This is a genomic window from Thalassospira sp. CA1 (genome assembly GCF_059052855.1).
On the sequence record NZ_JBZCIA010000008.1, the window covers coordinates 144,763 to 162,794 of the forward strand.

Annotated in this window: 13 protein-coding genes; 1 reads left to right on the forward strand and 12 read right to left on the reverse strand. The window is 56.6% G+C overall.

Annotated elements, in window-relative coordinates; all coding sequences use genetic code 11:
* Positions 1–46: 46 nt before the first annotated feature.
* On the reverse strand, positions 47–1,972 hold the full coding sequence (locus AC5Q5A_RS14495) for a transglycosylase domain-containing protein (protein ID WP_493895713.1): 1,926 nt from the start codon (positions 1,970–1,972) through the stop codon (positions 47–49).
* A gap of 394 nt (positions 1,973–2,366) precedes the next feature.
* Between AC5Q5A_RS14495 and AC5Q5A_RS14500 the strand changes: the two genes are divergently transcribed.
* Entirely contained in the window at positions 2,367–3,569 is a 1,203-nt protein-coding gene (locus tag AC5Q5A_RS14500; protein WP_493895714.1) for an aminopeptidase P family protein, read from the forward strand.
* A gap of 122 nt (positions 3,570–3,691) precedes the next feature.
* Here the strand turns inward: AC5Q5A_RS14500 and rfbC are convergent, their stop codons facing one another.
* The 11 genes from rfbC to AC5Q5A_RS14555 form a co-directional block, all read right to left on the reverse strand.
* Positions 3,692–4,342 carry a dTDP-4-dehydrorhamnose 3,5-epimerase gene (rfbC, locus tag AC5Q5A_RS14505; RefSeq protein ID WP_493895715.1) on the reverse strand — a complete coding sequence of 217 codons (651 nt, stop codon included), beginning with the start codon at positions 4,340–4,342 and terminating at the stop codon, positions 3,692–3,694.
* Positions 4,343–4,348: 6 nt separating this feature from the next.
* The gene (locus tag AC5Q5A_RS14510) at positions 4,349–5,542 is read right to left on the reverse strand and encodes a hypothetical protein (RefSeq protein ID WP_493895716.1); all 1,194 of its coding nucleotides are present in this window, start codon (positions 5,540–5,542) and stop codon (positions 4,349–4,351) included.
* A gap of 85 nt (positions 5,543–5,627) precedes the next feature.
* Positions 5,628–6,833 carry a polysaccharide pyruvyl transferase family protein gene (locus tag AC5Q5A_RS14515; RefSeq protein WP_493895717.1) on the reverse strand — a complete coding sequence of 402 codons (1,206 nt, stop codon included), beginning with the start codon at positions 6,831–6,833 and terminating at the stop codon, positions 5,628–5,630.
* A gap of 90 nt (positions 6,834–6,923) precedes the next feature.
* Entirely contained in the window at positions 6,924–7,919 is a 996-nt protein-coding gene (gene galE, locus AC5Q5A_RS14520; RefSeq protein ID WP_064780357.1) for a UDP-glucose 4-epimerase GalE, read from the reverse strand.
* Between the two features lie 108 nt (positions 7,920–8,027).
* Positions 8,028–9,218, reverse strand: coding sequence for a polysaccharide pyruvyl transferase family protein (locus AC5Q5A_RS14525; protein WP_008888997.1), 1,191 nt, complete (start codon positions 9,216–9,218; stop codon positions 8,028–8,030).
* Positions 9,219–9,256: 38 nt separating this feature from the next.
* Positions 9,257–10,579, reverse strand: a complete 1,323-nt coding sequence (locus tag AC5Q5A_RS14530; RefSeq protein WP_063085926.1) for a glycosyltransferase family 4 protein — start codon at positions 10,577–10,579, stop codon at positions 9,257–9,259.
* Positions 10,566–12,761 (reverse strand): hypothetical protein, encoded by a 2,196-nt coding sequence (locus AC5Q5A_RS14535; RefSeq protein ID WP_493895718.1) that lies wholly within the window; start codon positions 12,759–12,761, stop codon positions 10,566–10,568. Before AC5Q5A_RS14535 ends, AC5Q5A_RS14530 begins: the two co-directional genes overlap by 14 nt.
* 61 nt (positions 12,762–12,822) lie before the next feature.
* On the reverse strand, positions 12,823–13,617 hold the full coding sequence (locus AC5Q5A_RS14540) for a hypothetical protein (RefSeq protein ID WP_493895719.1): 795 nt from the start codon (positions 13,615–13,617) through the stop codon (positions 12,823–12,825).
* Positions 13,618–13,637: 20 nt separating this feature from the next.
* A complete protein-coding gene (locus tag AC5Q5A_RS14545; RefSeq protein WP_493895720.1) occupies positions 13,638–14,903 on the reverse strand; it encodes a glycosyltransferase family 4 protein in 1,266 nt (421 codons plus the stop codon).
* Positions 14,900–15,745 (reverse strand): class I SAM-dependent methyltransferase, encoded by an 846-nt coding sequence (locus AC5Q5A_RS14550; protein WP_493895721.1) that lies wholly within the window; start codon positions 15,743–15,745, stop codon positions 14,900–14,902. Before AC5Q5A_RS14550 ends, AC5Q5A_RS14545 begins: the two co-directional genes overlap by 4 nt.
* Positions 15,742–17,979 (reverse strand): glycosyltransferase family 2 protein, encoded by a 2,238-nt coding sequence (locus AC5Q5A_RS14555; RefSeq protein ID WP_493895722.1) that lies wholly within the window; start codon positions 17,977–17,979, stop codon positions 15,742–15,744. Before AC5Q5A_RS14555 ends, AC5Q5A_RS14550 begins: the two co-directional genes overlap by 4 nt.
* Positions 17,980–18,032: the final 53 nt, after the last annotated feature.

The window sequence follows — 18,032 nt, forward strand, 5'->3', positions numbered from 1 at the left end:
CGAGGAGGGAGTCCCCCGTCTCCCCGTTTTGCGACGGTTTTATCCGTTATTGTCCGTTTGCACTGTCAACTTGACCCATTTTCCACAGATCCTTGACGCCATCGCCGGCGCGACGGCGTTCAGACGATGCACGGACCATGGAACGGATGGGCAAACCATCATGCGCTTCCAGCATAAATAACCGCCACAAAGACGCAAGTTCTACCTCGCCGCGGACATCCATCTGTGACCGATTGTCATTCCCCGCCCAGACGGTTGTGATCAGATCAGACGAGAACCCGACATACCATGCATCGGTGCGGCCACCGGCCACCGTGCCGTAGCCGGCAAACGGACGATCCAGACGCACTTGCGGGTCGGTGACACTGGCAAACAGAACGTAAGATGCCTGAATCCCCTCGTCGGTCAGGCGTTTTTCCTGCACTTCCTCGACGCGCTGATAAACAGGGGGGGTGCTATTATCGCCCGTATAGGACACCCGGTTGATCAGGGTCATCTGGGGTGGTTTGCCGGAATTTTGCGGCAGGGCATGAATGGCTGTGACGTCACTGATTGTTACCGGATCAAGGCCGACGACGGTTCTGATATCACTCGATAGCGGGCTTTTGATGCCGATATTGTGGGCATATTGGCGGACATTCAACAGACCAAAGTGATCGGCAAGGTTGGTTGGCACCGTGTTGACATCACGCACAAATGCCTCGCGCAGTGAAATCATGCCCATATAGTCGTGATCCGGGTTGATCGGACGCCAGCCGCCCACCGCCATGCGGTTATCGCGCACCCATTGGGCCGGATCGCTGTTTTCATTGAGCGCATAGTAATAGGTCGCGATCTTGATCATCCGCCCGGGCGAATGGCGGACGTCGGTGACCCGGTTGCGCTGGAAGGGTGAATACTTCAATCCACCGATCAGGGCGCGAATGCGGCCTTCGGGGCTGATGGACAGCAATCCCGTCTGTGACGCGCCGCGCGGTTTAAAGCGCAGTTCGGCGATTTCCGGCACAATTTCCTGTGCCAGATTTTGAATTTTCCAGTCGATGCTGGTGAGCACATCAATGTCGCGGCTGCTGTAGCCGACAATGTCGGCGACTTCTTCGAGCACCATATCGACGACATAGCCCGACAGGACGTTTTCCTCGTACTGCACATCAAGTTTCGGTTCGAGCAAGGTCAGGGCCGACACGCGATCAGCCTCGATAAACTTGTACTGTGCGAGACGGGCCAAAATCTTGTTGGCTTCTTCGGCGGTTTCGCGCGGATAAAACAGCGGGCTGAAGGTTTCAGGGTCGCTGATGGCGGCGGCCAGAACAGCGGCCTGATGCAGGGTCATGCGTTCGGCAGGCCCGCCATACCAAAGACGCGATGCCGCCGAGATGCCAAAGATGCCGCGCCCGACATAGGCGCGTTCAAGGTAGCTTCGCAAGATGGTTTTCTTGCTGAAACTCCATTCCAGCCAGAGGGCGACAAGAAATTCCTGGATGTGGCGGCCCGGGCCGCTGTCCTTGGTTTTAAAAAAGCTGCGCGCGACCTTCATCGTGATGGTTGAGCCAGGCGCATCTTCGGTGCTGAACATGCGCGCAACATCCGCACCCGAAACCCCCAGATGATCAAAAAACGTCGGATCGGTGGCGGCAACAAAAACGTTCTGAACCCGTTCGGGCAAGGTGGTCAGCGAGACATCCTGGCTATAGTGGCCCTTGATGGTTTCAAGCAGCGCACCGTCATACCCCAGAATACGGACTTCGGGGCTGCGGACCATGTTCCGGCTGAGATCAAGGTTGGACTTGATGGTAAACAGGCTGCCGAAGATGGCAAGGAACAGCAAGGAGAAGCTCAGGCCGAACACGATCATGCGTTTGCGGCGCTGACGTTTGCGGATCTCGCGCAGTTCCTTTTCGGCGATGCGTTTCATCGCTGCGTTGGCTGCTGTCCTGCCGCCTTGTTCGTTGTCGTCGTTTTCTTCTGCCACGCCGAATATCCGTTATTGCTCGCGGTTTTTGCTTATTCTCTGACAGTAAAGCGCCAAGCCGTTAATAAAGTACTTTAAATCGCCAGATTTATCATACGAACGTATGGTAACGCCGCTCGTAAGAGATGTGATGGCGGCGACCATATCCGAACGTGCGGCGGGTGACTGTGATCAATGATATGGCGATGCAGATTTTGCTTGCCAACTTGCGCCCATCTCTCAATATGTCTCGGTGGGCAGGCGATGGCGTCGCCAGCGTGAGAACGATCTGAAGCACGCGCCCAATCCATCACCAACCATATCCTGAACGCCGGGATCTTGCTTTGTCGTTGTCATGACAGGGGGAGGTCTTTGTCCCTTTGCATACGCAACGCGTAAAAAAGGGAACGCGCTTATGGATCGCCCGGAATTTTACCGTTTTCACCAAGGTGACCGCGTGCTGCCGTTTGAGGCAGCCGAATATGACGCCCGTCTTTTGGGCTTGCGCAATATCATGGCCGAGACGGGCATCGAGGCCTGTGTTTTCACCTCCATGCACAACATCGCCTATTATTCAGGCTTCCTCTATTGCGCCTTTGGCCGGCCTTACGGGCTTGTCGTCACGGCATCTGAAAGTGTCACGATCAGTGCCGGGATTGATGCCGCCCAGCCGTGGCGGCGGTGCCATGGCGATAACATCACCTATACCGACTGGGCGCGAAACAATTACTGGCGCGCGATCCTGTCGGTGACCGGGCCGGGCAAGGTGATTGGTTACGAAGGCGATCACCTGACCCTTGTGCAAAAGGCGCTTTTGGATGAGTTCCTCAAGCCCGCCAGCAGTCAGGATATTGCGCCCGCCACCATGCGCCAGCGCATGCATAAATCCCCCGCCGAGATTGCCCTGATCCGTCATGGGGCGCAGGTCGCCGATGTCGGTGGCTATGCCATCCGCGATGCGATCAGGGAAGGCGCGCGCGAGATTGATGTTGCCATGGCCGGGCGCGATGCGATGGAACTTGAAATCGCCAAGCGGTTCCCGCATGCGGAATATCGCGATACGTGGGTCTGGTTCCAGTCAGGCATCAATACCGACGGGGCGCATAACCCGGTGACGGCACGCAAGCTTGCGCGTGGGGATATCCTGTCGCTTAACACGTTTCCGATGATTTCGGGTTATTACACAGCGCTTGAACGCACGCTGTTTGTCGGCGAAGTCGATGAGGCCAGCCTGAAAATCTGGGAGGCCAATGTCGCGGCCCATGAATATGGCATGAGCTTGCTGAAACCCGGTGCGTCCTGTGCACAGGTGACAGAGCAGATCAACACCTTCTTTGCCGAGCGGGATTTGCTGCAATATCGCACCTTTGGCTATGGGCACAGCTTTGGCGTGCTGTCGCATTATTACGGGCGCGAAGCGGGGCTTGAGCTGCGCGAAGATATCGACACCAAACTTGAGCCCGGCATGGTGATCAGCATGGAGCCGATGCTGACCATTGCCGAGGGTACCCCGGGGGCCGGCGGATACCGCGAGCATGACATTCTGGTGATCACCGAAGACGGCAATGAAAACATCACCGGATACCCGTATGGCCCGGACTTCAATGTGGTTGGTTAGGTAAGGATAGCGTGTTTCAAGAAATGGGCCCGATAACGGGCCCATTTCCCGATTGAGTGCGCATCGGACAGGGAGACTGGATGGGCAACCCGTGCGCACCCAATACAGTCACGGTGGGCCAATCACGATGGATTGGCACTTAAGACCGTGACATTCGCGCGGTTGAGATTGAGGGGTGTGAAATCGTGATTTGGCGGCGTGCGCCCCATGGGACCAAGGGCCTCAGGATCCAGATCGGACAATAGAGGCTGTCTGCTGTCCTTTTCGGACACCACCGGCTGCTGGCCGTAAAGCTGCCAGTCGATACCAAGATCGGGATCGTTCCAGGCAATGCCGCGATCATGGTCGGGACTGTAATAGTTTGATGCCTTGTACATGACATGGGTGTCGGGCTTGAGCGTTTTGAAGCCGTGCGCGAAGCCTTCGGGGATCCAGAGCTGGTACCAGTTTTCAGCACTGAGTTCGATCTTGATGTGTTGACCAAAGGTCGCGGAGCGCGGGCGGATATCGACCGCAACATCAAGGATCGCACCTTGTGTCACGCGGATCAGTTTGCCCTGGGCATAGGGGCTAGTCTGGAAATGCAGGCCGCGGATGGTGTTGATCGGAACGCTGATCGAATGGTTTTCCTGAACCAGATCAATATCGCCAACCACCTCGCAAAAATCGTCATAGCGAAAGGTTTCGGCAAAAACACCGCGTTTGTCCCGATGTCGGTTGGGCACAAACAAAACCGGACCTTCGATATCAAACTCGTTAAATTCGACAGGCATTGTTCATTACTCCTTGATCGAGATCGGAACACGGATCAGTTGGCGCGGCACACGCCAGCGATCCTTGTAGGGTTTCGGGACAAGACGGACGAAAACCAGGCTGGCTTCGTCATCAACCGTGCCAAACAGACGATCTGTGCTGTCTTCGTCGATGATCGACGGATAGGCCGAAAAAGTTTCGCCCTCTGCCGCGTCGCGTTGCAAAGGCTGGCGATAGAGCAGTTTGGGTTCCGACCAGTTTTTAAGATCCGTCGAGGACGAATAGAAAAAGCCGGCAATATCGGGTTCGCCCTTTTTGCGGATGCGATGGAGGTAAACCGTGATGAAACTGTTTGAACCTTCGTGGCGGACCAGCCCGCGGATGGAAGAAACACCCACCGGCCCGACGCGCGCACATTCGGTTTCGCGTGCCGACCATCCCTGATCGGTCAGGGTTGCGGCCAGCTCGAAGCTTGAGCCGTTCCAGACATCCCATCGTTTGGGATCATCAATCGGGGCGCGCACCAGACAATTGCGCGACTCTTCCCAGTTATCGGCACGACGCCAGACAATGGCGTAGTAGTAGTTCTGCCAGGAGATGATGTTGGTCACCGTCACATAGCTTGGCGCGCGTTTGCGATCATCGCGATAGGGTTCGGGCGGGGGGAACGGTGCGTGCCGGGGCGGTTTGCCGAGATAGTCAAAGGTCTTACCACCGTCACTTGATTTCAGCGTCACCAGACCATTGATCCAGCAATCGGTGCGCTTGGTACGGCCCTTGCACGGCATGTCATGGCGATAGGGCATGAAACTGGCACTGCCCAGCGCATAAACATCGCGCCCATCACGGGTATAGATCGCCTGAAGCCAGGTGCGGTCATCAAGCAGTTCCGGGACCGCCTTGCCCGCGGCCTTGAAGCGGCTGTCGCAATCAGGTTTCAGGCTGTTAAAGCCGTAACCGACAAACGCCCGGTTCTGAAAGTTCGGGGCAAACAGAACCATTTTGCCCTGATTGTTGCGAAAGGCGCGTGCTGGTGAATCTGGCAGATGGTGGTTATCACATCCGGTGACGTCGCTATCAAAGATGACGGTTTCCGTGCCAGAGACAGTTACCTCGGCGGCCCGTAAATCCGGGTTCCAGCCAAACATACCCCCGACCGACAAGCCGATCAGGAATGCCGAGAGACCTGTGATGCGTTTTGAGAAACGAAGTGTGCCCAAGGTTTCACCCGCCAGATTTGAAATCAAATGAGAAAGTGTGGTGCGTGGCGTTACTGGGGGTTACGCCACGCACCAGACAGCAAGGTCACGCCGCCTCTGCGACGTATGGGGCCGGGGTACTGCCCAGACGGTGTGCCATGCTGTTTTCTTCAAGGAAGTTTTTCAGATCGCCAAATCGCTTCTGATAGGTCTGCTCAAACAGATCGAAATCGGCGTTATCCCAGGCTTCCTCGAACGAGAATTTGTCCATGTAGCGGCCATCCACGAACGGAATGCCAAGTGTGCGGACAAATTCGCGGGTGCGCGTGTCATAGGTGACATAAAGGGCCGGAACTTCGTTGGCCAAGGCCAGCAAATTGCCATGCAGGCGATAGCCGGTCACCGCATCAAGGTTCTGTTCGGCCTGTTCAAAATCCGCGACACTTTCAAACACCGAAAGCGATGATTTATAAAGGTCCAGCAACGGATCCCTGGGGCCATAGAACCACTTTTCCGCGGTCAGTTTTTTGACGGCCTCGTCCATGACAGACGCGTCATTTTCGACCTGTTTGGAGCGCGCGTAATAGATCTGCTTTTCTTCAAGTTCGCCGGCACACAGGATTTCCGTGTCATAGCGTTCGGCCAGTGTGCGCAACATAAAGCGTTGCTGGGTCTGGAAACCGTGCGTCTTGCGGCGCAGGGTAAAGCCCAGCCTTTTGATCGATGCGGCATCAACCCGGCGCAATTTGAGTTCCGGTTTGCAATGGCGGAACGCCGTCGGGCAGCCAAAGATGCGGACATTTTTGATCCCGATCGAATTCAGCGCCTTTTTCGACAGATTGCCGCGCACGCCAATCGATGCCGAGCGATCTGCAACCAGGTTCAAGAAACGCCGGGTCGATTCATTGACATATTCGTCGGAATTGTCGGGAACCTGAACACCGATGCCAAAGGCAATGACGGGGACCTTGGTTTTTTCAAGAACGGCTGTGATCGGGTCCCATTGACCGTTGGTGTTGATATAGTTCGATCCGCGCAGAAAGATGTAATCCAGCCGATTGATCTGTTCGATCTGGGTTTCCGAAATATTGCCGTCTGAGGGCACATAGATCGGAAAAAGTTCGGAATAATCGAGAATGCGCAGCGAGGAATCATAGACAAAGCAGTCACCGATATTGGTGAATAACGTCTTTGCCTTTTCCGGCGCATTATAGGTGTGGGTGACAACACCAAGATTGCCCTCAAGACGGCCAGCGGGCATCAATACGCCAATACGGGGCTTGCGCCCCCCGGTGGGGAGTTCGGGTGCCATTTTATGCTCCTGCGTGTTTGGTTCGTGTCATTTTTGACGTTGTTTCGAACCGTTGCTCGTGTTTGGAAGTGCAGGTCTTGCGAGGTGCGTTTAAGCCGCACTGACCTCGCGGGATTTAAGGCTTTGTTCCCAATCAAGGGCATGGCGCACGATGGCATCCAAGTCATCATGAACCGGGGTCCAGCCGAGTTTTTGGCGAATACGATCGGCCGCAGCAATCAGGGCTGCCGGATCACCGGGGCGACGGTCGGCAAGTTCGACTTCGAAATCAACGCCAGACACCTTTTTGACCGCACCGATCACTTCGCGCACCGAGAACCCGCGCCCATAACCGCAATTCATCACGTCGCTTTCGCCGCCGCGTTCAAGATATTCGAGCGCGAGAACATGGGCATTGGCGAGGTCGGACACATGGATGTAATCGCGAATGCAGGTGCCATCGGGGGTTTCGTAATCTTCGCCGTAAATGGCCATTTGCGGACGCGTCCCTGTTGCCGCCTGGCTTGCGATCTTGATCAGATGGGTTGCCTTGCGCGATGTCTGGCCGGAACGGCCTTTGGGATCAGCCCCGGCAACGTTGAAGTAACGCAACGCGACATAGCGCAAATCATGGGCGATGGCGGCATCGGCCAACATCTTTTCGGTCATCATTTTTGATGTGCCATAGGGCGAGATCGGCTTAAGCGCGAAGTCCTCGTTAATCGGGGTGGCTTTTGGTTCGCCGTAAACCCCCGCGGTCGAGGAAAAGATGAAATGCTTTACGCCGCTATCCACGGCAACTTGCAACAGCGCACGCGAATTGACCGTGTTGTTGCGGTAATATTCCAGCGGATAGATGACCGAGTCCGGTACAATGATCGACCCGGCAAAATGCATGATCGCCGTCACGTCATGTTCGGCGATGACGCGACGCACCAGATCTTCGTCGCCACAATCACCTTCAACGAAGGCCGCCCCGGTTGGCACTGCCCAGCGATGCCCCTGACTTAGATTGTCCAGCACGACGACATCGCGCCCGCCATCGAGAAGTGCCAGTGCCGCGTGACTGCCGATATACCCTGCGCCACCTGTTACAAGTACAGTCATTGCCGTGTCTCCTTGTTGATGTTGCCTGTTTTGGTTCAGGCTGCTTTGGAAGGCACGGCCGCCCGGCGATCCCGATCCGGGTCGCCAGAACGGCCATACCGGGTGGGATCACGCGACCTTTCGCTGAGGCTGCGTATCAGCTTTCATGACATCGACCATTTTGTGATCGATGTTGTTTTCGGTCAGGAACTGCGCCATTTCGCGATAGGTCTGGAACCAGGCGCGGTTGAACTTGTCGAACAGATCCTGATTCCAGTAATCCTCAAGCACGAATTCCTTTTCCGAGAACACGTCATAGGACGGGATCTGATAGGTTTCGGCGAACTCGACCGTGCGGCTGTCATAGGTGAAGTAAATCGACGGAACACCGTTGGACAGCGCCATCAGATTGCCGTGCAGGCGATAGCCCAGCACGCAATCCTTGGTCCGGACCAGATCTTCGTAATCGGATACGACATCGGAATAGAACAGCTTCTCGCGATAGAGGCGTTCCATCGTGTCATCGAGATACCAGTTCTTGACCCAGTCGTTGTTTTTGAGCGCCTGCATGGCTTCTTCGCGCTGGGCGTTGCTGCCAAAGACGAGTTTTTTCTCTTCGGGTTCGCCCTGGGCCATCAGGGTCATGTCATCGAACCGGTCGGCGAGATGTTTGACCAGATCACGATGGAAGGTGAGATAGCGTTTGATGTCCTGGGCATAGGCCGGGGACACTTCACGGCGCAGCGTAATGCCGACATTTTTGACGCTATCAAGCGAGGGCAGCTTGATGCGCATGTCGGGATTGTTTTGCCTAAACGCGGTCGGGCAGCCGACAATGCGGACATTGGTGATGCCAAGATCCCAAAGAACCTGTGCGGTATAGGCCCCGCGCACACCGATGGAAGTGGTGGAATCGGCCATCATCCGCAGAACCGTTTTGGTCTGTTCGGACAGTTCGATCTTGCCTTTGACCGGGGCCTGCGCACCGATGCCAAAGCCCAGAACAGGCAGCTTCAGGCGTTTGAGAACGTCGATGGTATTGCGCCAGTCCATATCGGAATGGATGTAGTTCGACCCGCGCAGGAAGACATAGTCGTATTCCTCGCGAAGGCGGTCGATGTCTTCCATCTTGGGATCGGCAATCGGCAAGACACCAAGCTTGTCGTAATTCATCAGTTTGAGCGATGAATCGAAGACAAAGGCATCCCCGATATTGTGGTAGTGGTTGATGCTCTTTTGAACATCCTGATAGTTGTACCATCGGACGCAGTCGTGGTCGTAGACTTCGCCTGACGGGATCATTACGAGAACGCGCGCCATGTTGTCTCTCCTTGGTTGATCACGTTTTTGTTCTGAATTCATGCCGTGCTTGCCACGGTTTGCGGGCTCGCAGCCTTTGCAGACATACGGCGCGTTTCCAGAACCTCCCGATACTGCGCGAGATGTTGCTCGGCGCATTCCTGATAGGTCGTCACGCTTGGTATTCCCTCGCGCATCCGATCCCAGATCTTGTTGTCGCTGAGAACTTCGATCATCCGATCCGCAAGGTCTTCGGCACTTCCGACCCGGAAATGCAGACCATTGACACCGTCGGTGATTTTTTCGGCCATGCCGCCAATGTTGGAACAGATCATCGGACGCCCGTGGAAGAAGGCTTCCTGGATCACCACCGGCGAGTTTTCCCACCAGATCGAGGGAATGATCGTCCAGTCGGCGAGTTCCATCAGCTTGGGCATTTCGGTATTCTGATAGGCCCCGTAAAAGCGGACGCGTTCGCCGGCCTTTTCGATCAGGTCATGGACCTTGTCCTGATATTCCTTGGGTTGGCGATCAAGGTTGCCGCCAAAGATCATCAGCCGCGCATCATCGCCCCAGATTTCATCAGGCACACGCCCGACCGCATCGAGAAGGATGTCAGCGCCCTTGAACATCGTCAGTTGCCCGAAGAAGGCAAAGCGCGACCGGCGCGGCTGGGTTTTGGAAAGCGGGCGGTCCTTGGCCCGTTCATTGATGTCGAGACCATTTTCGATCACCGACATCTTTTCGGCCTTCATGCCCCAGTCAATGAAGCGGTTGGCGAGAAATTCACTGGGCGAGACATAGTGATCGGCCAGTTCCAGCATCGCCTTGATGAAGCGTTCACGCCGCAGGAACGACGCCGGCGAGATATTGGGGAAACAGCCATTGCAATCAATGGGACTTGCCCGGTTGCACAGCTTGGTTCCGCCGCTTTTGATCATCTGCCCGTGATTGTGGCAGATCGTCAAAAACTCGTGGAAGGTAAAGAAAATCGCGGTTTCGGGCAGGGCTTCGCGAATGGCATAGATGGTTTCGAGCCCAAGCCCCAGATAGTGGTGGAAATGCACGACATCGGGTTCGTAATCCTTCACAAAGCGCAGGAAATCCCTATCAATTTCATCCGTGCTGCCGTTTGACAGCAGGAAGTGATCATAGTTTTCGGCGTGATAAAGGATTTCGTTTTCCTTTTGCCGCAGGCTCATCAGGGCCGAGGCCCCGTGACGCGGCACGGGATTGCCAACGCGGGCGAGATAAAAGCTTTCGACCCCGTCGAGTTTGTTCAACCCTTTATGCAGGTTGTAGGAGGCCACTTCGGCCCCGCCCAGCGAGATGCTGGGATGGCCGTGCGAAATAACGAGGACGCGTAAATCAGTCGACGGCATTGTTGTGGCTCCGCAAGTTTGAAACGACCAATGACCAGCGGCGATCAAACGCCCAGCGGTCAAGACGATTGGATAGTTCCTCCCAGGCAGGGGCTTTGCTTATGGATTGTTCGCTGCCCAGTACTTCGACATCGGGGATCCAGTAGGATGGCGTCCCCGCCATGCGCAGCTTGAGTGCAAGGTCGAGGCTTTTTTCCGCCGGACCGATATAGCCACGGGTAAAGCCGTCACTGTCCTTGAAGGCCTTGCGCGGCAGGATGCAGCATTCCAGCGTACCGGCACTGACTTCGCTGGGTTGGGCATCGGCAAGAACCGCGCAAGGGTAGCCGACATAGCGATCCGACAGATACTGCCCGCCATTGGCATTACTGTTGATCCAGGTTCCGGCCCAACGGACAGAATCGTCTTCAAACAGGATGGTCGGCGATACGAGAACCTTGTTGCCGCGTTTGGTATAGGCGGCATGCAACTGATCAAACCAGCCATCATCGCGCGGCAGAATATGTGCCGACACCAGCCCGACTGTTTCGGAATTGGTGGCATCCACACCGACTTCGAGCGCATCGCAATAGTCTTCGACCCCTTCGGCGAAAACGATCCGGGTGTTGAGTTTGTAAAAGGCGGCAAGGCGCAAGATTTCGCTGCCAACCTGATCAAAGCTTTCGACCGGCCCGGCAATGACAATCGGCAGATGGCGGGTCGCGCTATCCAGTCCCAAAAGGGCAATGGTGACGCCGATATCATTGATCGTGTCATCGACACCGACCACAAGGGTCACCGGCGCGTCTTCGTCAAAATCGCCGATATCATGGATATCCACCGCATAGGGGCGCTGTGCCGTCATGGCCTGTAACATCGGGCCAAACTGACGTTCGATACTGTTCGAGGCCGTGACCGACCGCGGATCAAGCGAAGGCAGTACCCGTGAAAGGGCCTGACGGGCGGACGCACGCGTCGGGTTCAGCGGGCAATAGGCCGGAAAGGCATCACTGATGCCCAGTTCAAGATAGGTTGCCTGATCGGATGGCGGGGTGACGTCCAACGGGCAAAACACCAAAAAGCCGTGATTATTCCGGGCCGGGTTCATGCCAGAGAACATCGGATCATTGGCAAAGGCATCGGTCACATCGGCGCGTGACTGGCGCGTCCAGTGATCGTCAATACGGACGACTTCACCACCAACCCGCAGTGACACATCCTTGACCGCACGGTCGGGATCAAGCATCCAGCCGGAAATCAACACCCCGCTTCCTTCGATCAGAAGAGAGAAATCGATGCCGATGCGGACCGGGCGATCGAGCTCGGATACCGTGTCGCGGCCATCAAAACGATGTGCGGCCATTTTAAGGGCATGCAGGATTTTTTCCGGTGCACGCACACGATCAAGGACTGATCGAATATGGGCCGGGACATCGGGTGGTGCGACCAGAACGCGGTGCTGATACACCTCGATCGAGTACCAGGTGTCGCGGCCACGGAAGTAAACCCGTTTGAGTTTTTTCGGATTGATCGGCTTATCGCCCAGCATCAGGCCGGTTACACCGGATGCCTCGTCGCCCAGATCATCGCGCTGGAAATCGGCGCTGGTCAGTTCCGCCAGTATCGGAGAATCCGCCATGGCAATGACACGGGTGCGTCCGGTGGGGAAGCCGCTTGACCAGCCCTGAATATAAACATCACCTTCTTCGAGCCCGCCGAGTACTTCGATAAAGCCGTTGCTGCGCGCGGCACTTTGCACAAGTGCGGCCACCTTGCTGAGGCGTTTTTTATCGGGATCCCCCGCCAGCAGGGCTTCGATCAAACCATCAATCACCGTGGCGAAGGCCGGGCCGGATTGATCGGCAACAGAGGACAGAACCGCCTCAATGCGTTGTTGACGATTGTCTATGCGGTATTCACGCGGCTTGCCCGCGCCGCGGAACAAGGCCGTTTTCAAACGACGTGCGGAGACATCCTTCATCGGCAAGAGGGCCACAAAGCCATAGGCGTTGTCGGGTTCCGCATCGTGGCGGCGCCATGAAATGATGGAAGCCTGGACTTTGGCGTCAGACTGGCTGTTGAGGTAAATATCAATCGTTGCCGGCAGGGCATTTCCCACCCCGACCATCAAAGCCAGACCTTCATCGACCAAGGCGGCGACGACGGTTCTGCCATCCAGTGGCATTCCATGCTGTTCGGTCATGCCCGGGCCTCCTTGTGTTTACGCATGTGTTTCAAAGCGAATGATTGCCGTGCCATGGCGATCACCAGACAAAGGCGCCGATTGCCAACCCGGTGGTCACGCCAATCAGGCAGGACAGGATCAGCAACGGGGTTTTGAGATCATTGGTGTGGCGTGCGGTCAGGGCCGAAAGCCGTTCGTCAAAGCCACCGAGTGACTTGTCAAAGCGCACCAGAAAGACTTCGAGTTCATCGACCCGGCTTGAAAGTTCTTCCTGACCGTTTCGCACCAGTTTCACGCCGGCCTCGATGCCATCATCGGCGGACGCCAGTTCGTCCATGCGTTTAGATGCGCTGACCAGACGTTTGGCGGCTTCGCGCTGGCCGTTTTGCAAGATGTGCTGTGCGGCCAGCAGGCGATCCAGACGATCCAGAATTTTGCCAAGCGGGGCATTGAGCGCCGTGTGGGCTTCCTGTTCGCTTTGGGACGGGATGCGCAGCGTGATTTCTTCCTTGGTGCCGGGCATGACGGCACAGACCGTCAGACTGTCGACACTGGCAACCGCGGCATCGGGCAATTCGACCTCGAACGCGTGTTTTCCATCGCCGATACCGTTGCGGCGCAAATCGACACGTTCATTTTCGGCGGTTTCGCGCAGCAGGGCATGACCGTTCAGGCGCACGACCACCTCGATCCGGGCATCCGGGCTTTGCGGCGACCAGACCCAGCCATAGAGGCGGTTCTGATCAATGGCATCAACCCGCCCTTCGAGGGTCGGTGCGGTTTGTTCGGCATCTTGCGCACCTGTTGACGCCGGGGTCCGGGTCGAGGTCGGGGGCGGGGTTTCTTCCATCGTCTGTTTTTCGGCAACAGCCATAGTGGCCTCCTTGTTAAACGTCAGGCGGCAACAAAATCAGGGCGAACCATGCGGCGGATCATCGCCAGATATTGCTCGGCAACATCGTCAATCCCGGCCGGGGGCCGGACATGGCCCGACAGTTTTTTCCAGAGTTTCGGATTGGTTGCGCAGTCCTTCATAACCCGGGCCAGTTCGGCCGGGTCATCGGGGCGGACATGAATGCCGTCATGGCCATGGCGGATCATTTCGGCCATGCCGCCAATTGAACTGGTGATCACCGGGCGGCCATGCTGGAAGGCTTCCTGAATGACCAGAGGCGCGTTTTCCCACCAGATCGAGGGCACAACGACCCAGTCGACCCGTGCCATCAGATCGGGAATATCTTCGCGTTGATAGGCGCCGATATGGCTTACCTGCGGGCCGCTTTGTTCGACCAGATCGGCGATGCGACTGGTGAACTGATCGGTCTGATACAGGGCCGCACCATGAATGCGCAGATTGAAATCGACCGTGTCCGAGGCAAGGATTCGCCCGGCTTCAAGCAGGACATCCGCGCCCTTCCACGGGTTGAGATTGCCGAAATAGCCAAAGACATTGGGCATGCCGACCGCCCCGATATCGCGTTTGGGCGCGGCGGGGACAGTCGGGCGACCATTGTTGATCACCGAAATCCTGTCGGGGTTGATGCCCCATTCGATATAGCGATCGCGAAGGAATTCACTGGGCGAAATGAAATGATCAACCGCGCGCAGATGGTTGCGCAGATTGACAGCCCGCATCGCATGTTGATCAGGCGTAAAGCCATCAAGCCCGGACAGACGCCCAGTGGCATCGGCCTTGGTATAGCGGGTTTTGGTCCCGCGATGGATCATCAGGCCGTCATTGGGGCAGATCTGATAATAGTCATGCAGGGTCATCACGATCTTGCAGTTCGGCAGAACACGGCGGATCAGCATCGGCAATTCGATGCCCCACAGGACCAGATGATGGATATGCACCACATCCGGTGCCCAGCTTTTCAAAAGGCGCGTAAAATCCGGGGCCACCGCATAAAGATCGGTCTGGGACATGTTGAAACGGTCAAAATGCCCGGCCCAGAACAGCATTTCATCGCCAGCATCATTGATCGCCTGAAAACTTGTGCCCGGGCGGCGTTCGCGATGAACATCGTTGGTCGCCCCGATGAAAAGCGCATCGCATTCCGCGCGCTTATAGGCATGAAACAGATCATGGGCGAAAATTTCAGTCCCACCCGGATGCAGATCGGGGTGATTATGGGCAAGCACCATTATCCGGGGATTCATGCGGTCCTCCGTGGTTTCTGGGCAATCAGGAAATCCTGGTAATGGGCGGCCGTTTCGCCGCGCCAGGTGCCAAAGCTTTTGGTGTGGATATCGAACCCGGCCCCGGTCAGGGCACCCTCAAGAAACGCATCGTCAAAACCGACGGCCGCCATCGGGTTTTCACCGCGCAGGTGCCAGCAAGGCTGACCTTCGGCTTTCTCAAACCCTTTGAGGCGGGCATCGCGGTCGGGATTTGACGGGTCGTCATCTTCGCGGATGACAAATGCGGTCAAGAACAGCCGACCGCCGGGGCGCAGCACGCGAAAGACCTCGGAACAATAGGTTTCGATTTCGTCTGGCGGCAGGTGGGTCGCCACCGAGATCATTGCGGTGAAATCGAATGTTCCGTCCTGAAAGGGCAGTCGCATGCCACGCCCGCTGATTTCGCCTTCGGGGTTGTAGAGTTCGTTCCTGATGTCCGAACACTCAAACCGGAAATTCGGATAGGCTGGCGTAATGGCGCGCTTGCACCACTCAATGCCGCCGCGCACCGGATCCATGCCGCGATAGATCGCCTGTTTCGGGTTGAGAAACTGTGTCAGGGGGACGGCAATCCGGCCGATGCCACAGCCGATATCAAGAACATCCTCGGTGGTTTTAAGCCCGGCCATGCGCACAAAATGACCAAGGAATTCCGCCCCGATGGCGCGGTAATCGCCATCGCCGACAAAGACGTCTTCTTCGGGCGGGACCGGGAGGAAACGGTTGGAAATGATCTGTTCGCACAACCAGGAAAGCTGGGTATCAGCCATATCGGATGTCAGCGGGGACTGGTGTTCGGACAGTGCAAGAACCTGACTCATGCCGCTTCTCCGTTGGGGGTTTTTCGCGATCGGTTTTGCGGCACACCGTTGGTGTGAAGATCTTCGAGCGCATCGGCCCAGCGCGACGCATGCAGCCAGGCGTTATATTCGGCAGCCACCCCGCGCATGTAATCGGCATGGGTCGAGATGGATTTGCGCTCAAAATGATAGAGGCTGACATCGGGGACGTATTTGATGTCGAAATCGGCCTTGCGAATTTTCAGGCAAAGGTCACTGTCTTCGTAATCGCCAATGACATAGTCCTCGGTAAAGCCATCGACCGCGTCAAAGGCATCGCGATGGATCATCATGCAGGCACCGGTAACGCCGGGGACCGAGCATTCAATATTGGCATCCCGGAACTGGTCGGGCATGCCTTTGTGATAGTGATAATTCAGCCACTTGCCACTTTCATTGCGGGCAAAATACATCCCGGCATGCTGGATCGAGCCATCTTCAAACAGAAGTTTCGGCCCGACGACTGCGACCTCATCCGGACCGCCCATTTTTGACGCCATCCCCTGGGCCCAGCCGGGCGTATGGGGGATCACATCGGAATTGAGCATCGCCAGATAATGGCCGTTTGCGTTCTGCGCACCGGCATTACATGCGCGGGCATAGCCGCCATTGCGGGTCATGACGACCAGACGCATCGGGATGCCATAGAGAACATGCAGACCGCGCAACAGATGTTCGCATTCTTCGGCCTGTTCGGGGGAGTCGAGTACAAAGACAAGTTCGCAATATTTCGCGACCCAGTCATCACAGGCAAAGGCGCCGATTTGCGCGCGCAGGAAGCCAAGAACACGATAGAGCGGCACAATGATCGAGACATCCGGGTCATCATACGGGGAGCCGATATCAATCACCCGGTCGACCTTGGCGGATGCCATCAGTTTTTGCTGCAGATCGCCAATCACCGGTGCCAGACAGTTTTCGATAATCTCTGACGTCAGGTGTTGCGGCGGGACGGCGCGCAGAATACGAGCACGGGCCTCGGCCGGGTCAATCGGCTGGGCGGGGGGGACCATCAGATGACGATTGCCCGATTTCAGGCGCATCAGGCTTCGGGGTTGAAGGATGGGAACCGGGCTTTGGATATCCTGATAAAAGCCGACAAAGCCGGTTGCCGGAACTGTCTGGCCATCGTCCTGCACGTTGCCCTGATAGCGATAAAATCCGTCGCCGAATGGATGGGCGATACCGTTGCTATCGAGAAGATCGATGCTGGCAATCATATCGACAGGATCGCGATACCAGCCGCCAATCAAGGTGCCGCGCGCGGTCGTGACCGCAAGATCGACTTCGCCACTGGGAAGCGATCCGCCACCTGAGACGCGCTGGCTTGAAAGCGGACAGCGGAGCTGGAATTCAATCGCGGCCTTGCTCGATTTCATGTCGGCACGGGCAAGCGACCCGATGATGTATTCGCGCAAATCCGCATCTGATTTGCCCTTGGTTTGCCACCAGCGCGCCAGAGACGGCAGGGTTGAGACATCGGGCAGATGACGAATGGCAAGCGTGCGCACGCCCGTCACGACCATATAGGCCCCGGATGCGGTGCTTGGCTGGTCGGCAATCATGTAAACCAGTTTCTGCCCGCGCGGCCCGGTCTTGCTGACATGGGGAAGCTGCGTTAAGCGCTTGAACCCCGAGGGGGCGACGATGAAGACGGCCTCGATATCGTGAAAGGCATCGGGCAATGCGGTTGCCAGCAGGATCTTTTCACCGGAAAGCTTTGCGACCGCCTTCGCCGGTTTGGGCCGATCGACAATTTCGGCAACCAGTTGAAGAAGGAAACTGTTGTAGCTTTTGGACAGGCGCAGTCGAAACAGGCTGGCCCACATGCCCAGAAGGGTCGAGACCAGCGAAAGCCGCCCGGCAGGCGTCACCCCGTTCAGCAGCGTTGATGCACTGGCAAATTCAAAATCGCCATCGGGATCGATTGTGATCTCGTCCTTGCGGCCCAGCGTTCCGGCCTCGGCCAGAATTGTGATCGGTTCATCCTTGGGGCGGCGGATGACGCGCAACAACCGGGTCCCGCCCCCGTCAAGTGGCAACCGCAATGTGGCCTGCGGTGAAATCGCAGCACCATCAATCGTTTCAAGCCGGGGAACTTCCCACAAACGGGTGGGTGTATCCCAACTTAACAACAACGTATCAGGGTTCAGCAGGCAAACACCGGGCGCTTCGCCGGTCGTCCGCACTGCATCGGACGAGGCAAATTCAAGCATGACAATCTTTCACTAACTTGAAGTTCAGGACGGGTCGCCCGCAGCCGAAGCTG

What these genes read in the sequence shown, in the direction of transcription:
- AC5Q5A_RS14500 (WP_493895714.1), top strand. Translation starts at nt 2,367, where the DNA reads ATGGATCGCCCGGAATTTTACCGTTTTCACCAAGGTGACCGCGTGCTG.
- rfbC (WP_493895715.1), bottom strand. Translation starts at nt 4,342, where the DNA reads ATGCCTGTCGAATTTAACGAGTTTGATATCGAAGGTCCGGTTTTGTTT.
- AC5Q5A_RS14515 (WP_493895717.1), bottom strand. Translation starts at nt 6,833, where the DNA reads ATGGCACCCGAACTCCCCACCGGGGGGCGCAAGCCCCGTATTGGCGTA.
- galE (WP_064780357.1), bottom strand. Translation starts at nt 7,919, where the DNA reads ATGACTGTACTTGTAACAGGTGGCGCAGGGTATATCGGCAGTCACGCG.
- AC5Q5A_RS14525 (WP_008888997.1), bottom strand. Translation starts at nt 9,218, where the DNA reads ATGGCGCGCGTTCTCGTAATGATCCCGTCAGGCGAAGTCTACGACCAC.
- AC5Q5A_RS14530 (WP_063085926.1), bottom strand. Translation starts at nt 10,579, where the DNA reads ATGCCGTCGACTGATTTACGCGTCCTCGTTATTTCGCACGGCCATCCC.
- AC5Q5A_RS14535 (WP_493895718.1), bottom strand. Translation starts at nt 12,761, where the DNA reads ATGACCGAACAGCATGGAATGCCACTGGATGGCAGAACCGTCGTCGCC.
- AC5Q5A_RS14540 (WP_493895719.1), bottom strand. Translation starts at nt 13,617, where the DNA reads ATGGCTGTTGCCGAAAAACAGACGATGGAAGAAACCCCGCCCCCGACC.
- AC5Q5A_RS14545 (WP_493895720.1), bottom strand. Translation starts at nt 14,903, where the DNA reads ATGAATCCCCGGATAATGGTGCTTGCCCATAATCACCCCGATCTGCAT.
- AC5Q5A_RS14550 (WP_493895721.1), bottom strand. Translation starts at nt 15,745, where the DNA reads ATGAGTCAGGTTCTTGCACTGTCCGAACACCAGTCCCCGCTGACATCC.
- AC5Q5A_RS14555 (WP_493895722.1), bottom strand. Translation starts at nt 17,979, where the DNA reads ATGCTTGAATTTGCCTCGTCCGATGCAGTGCGGACGACCGGCGAAGCG.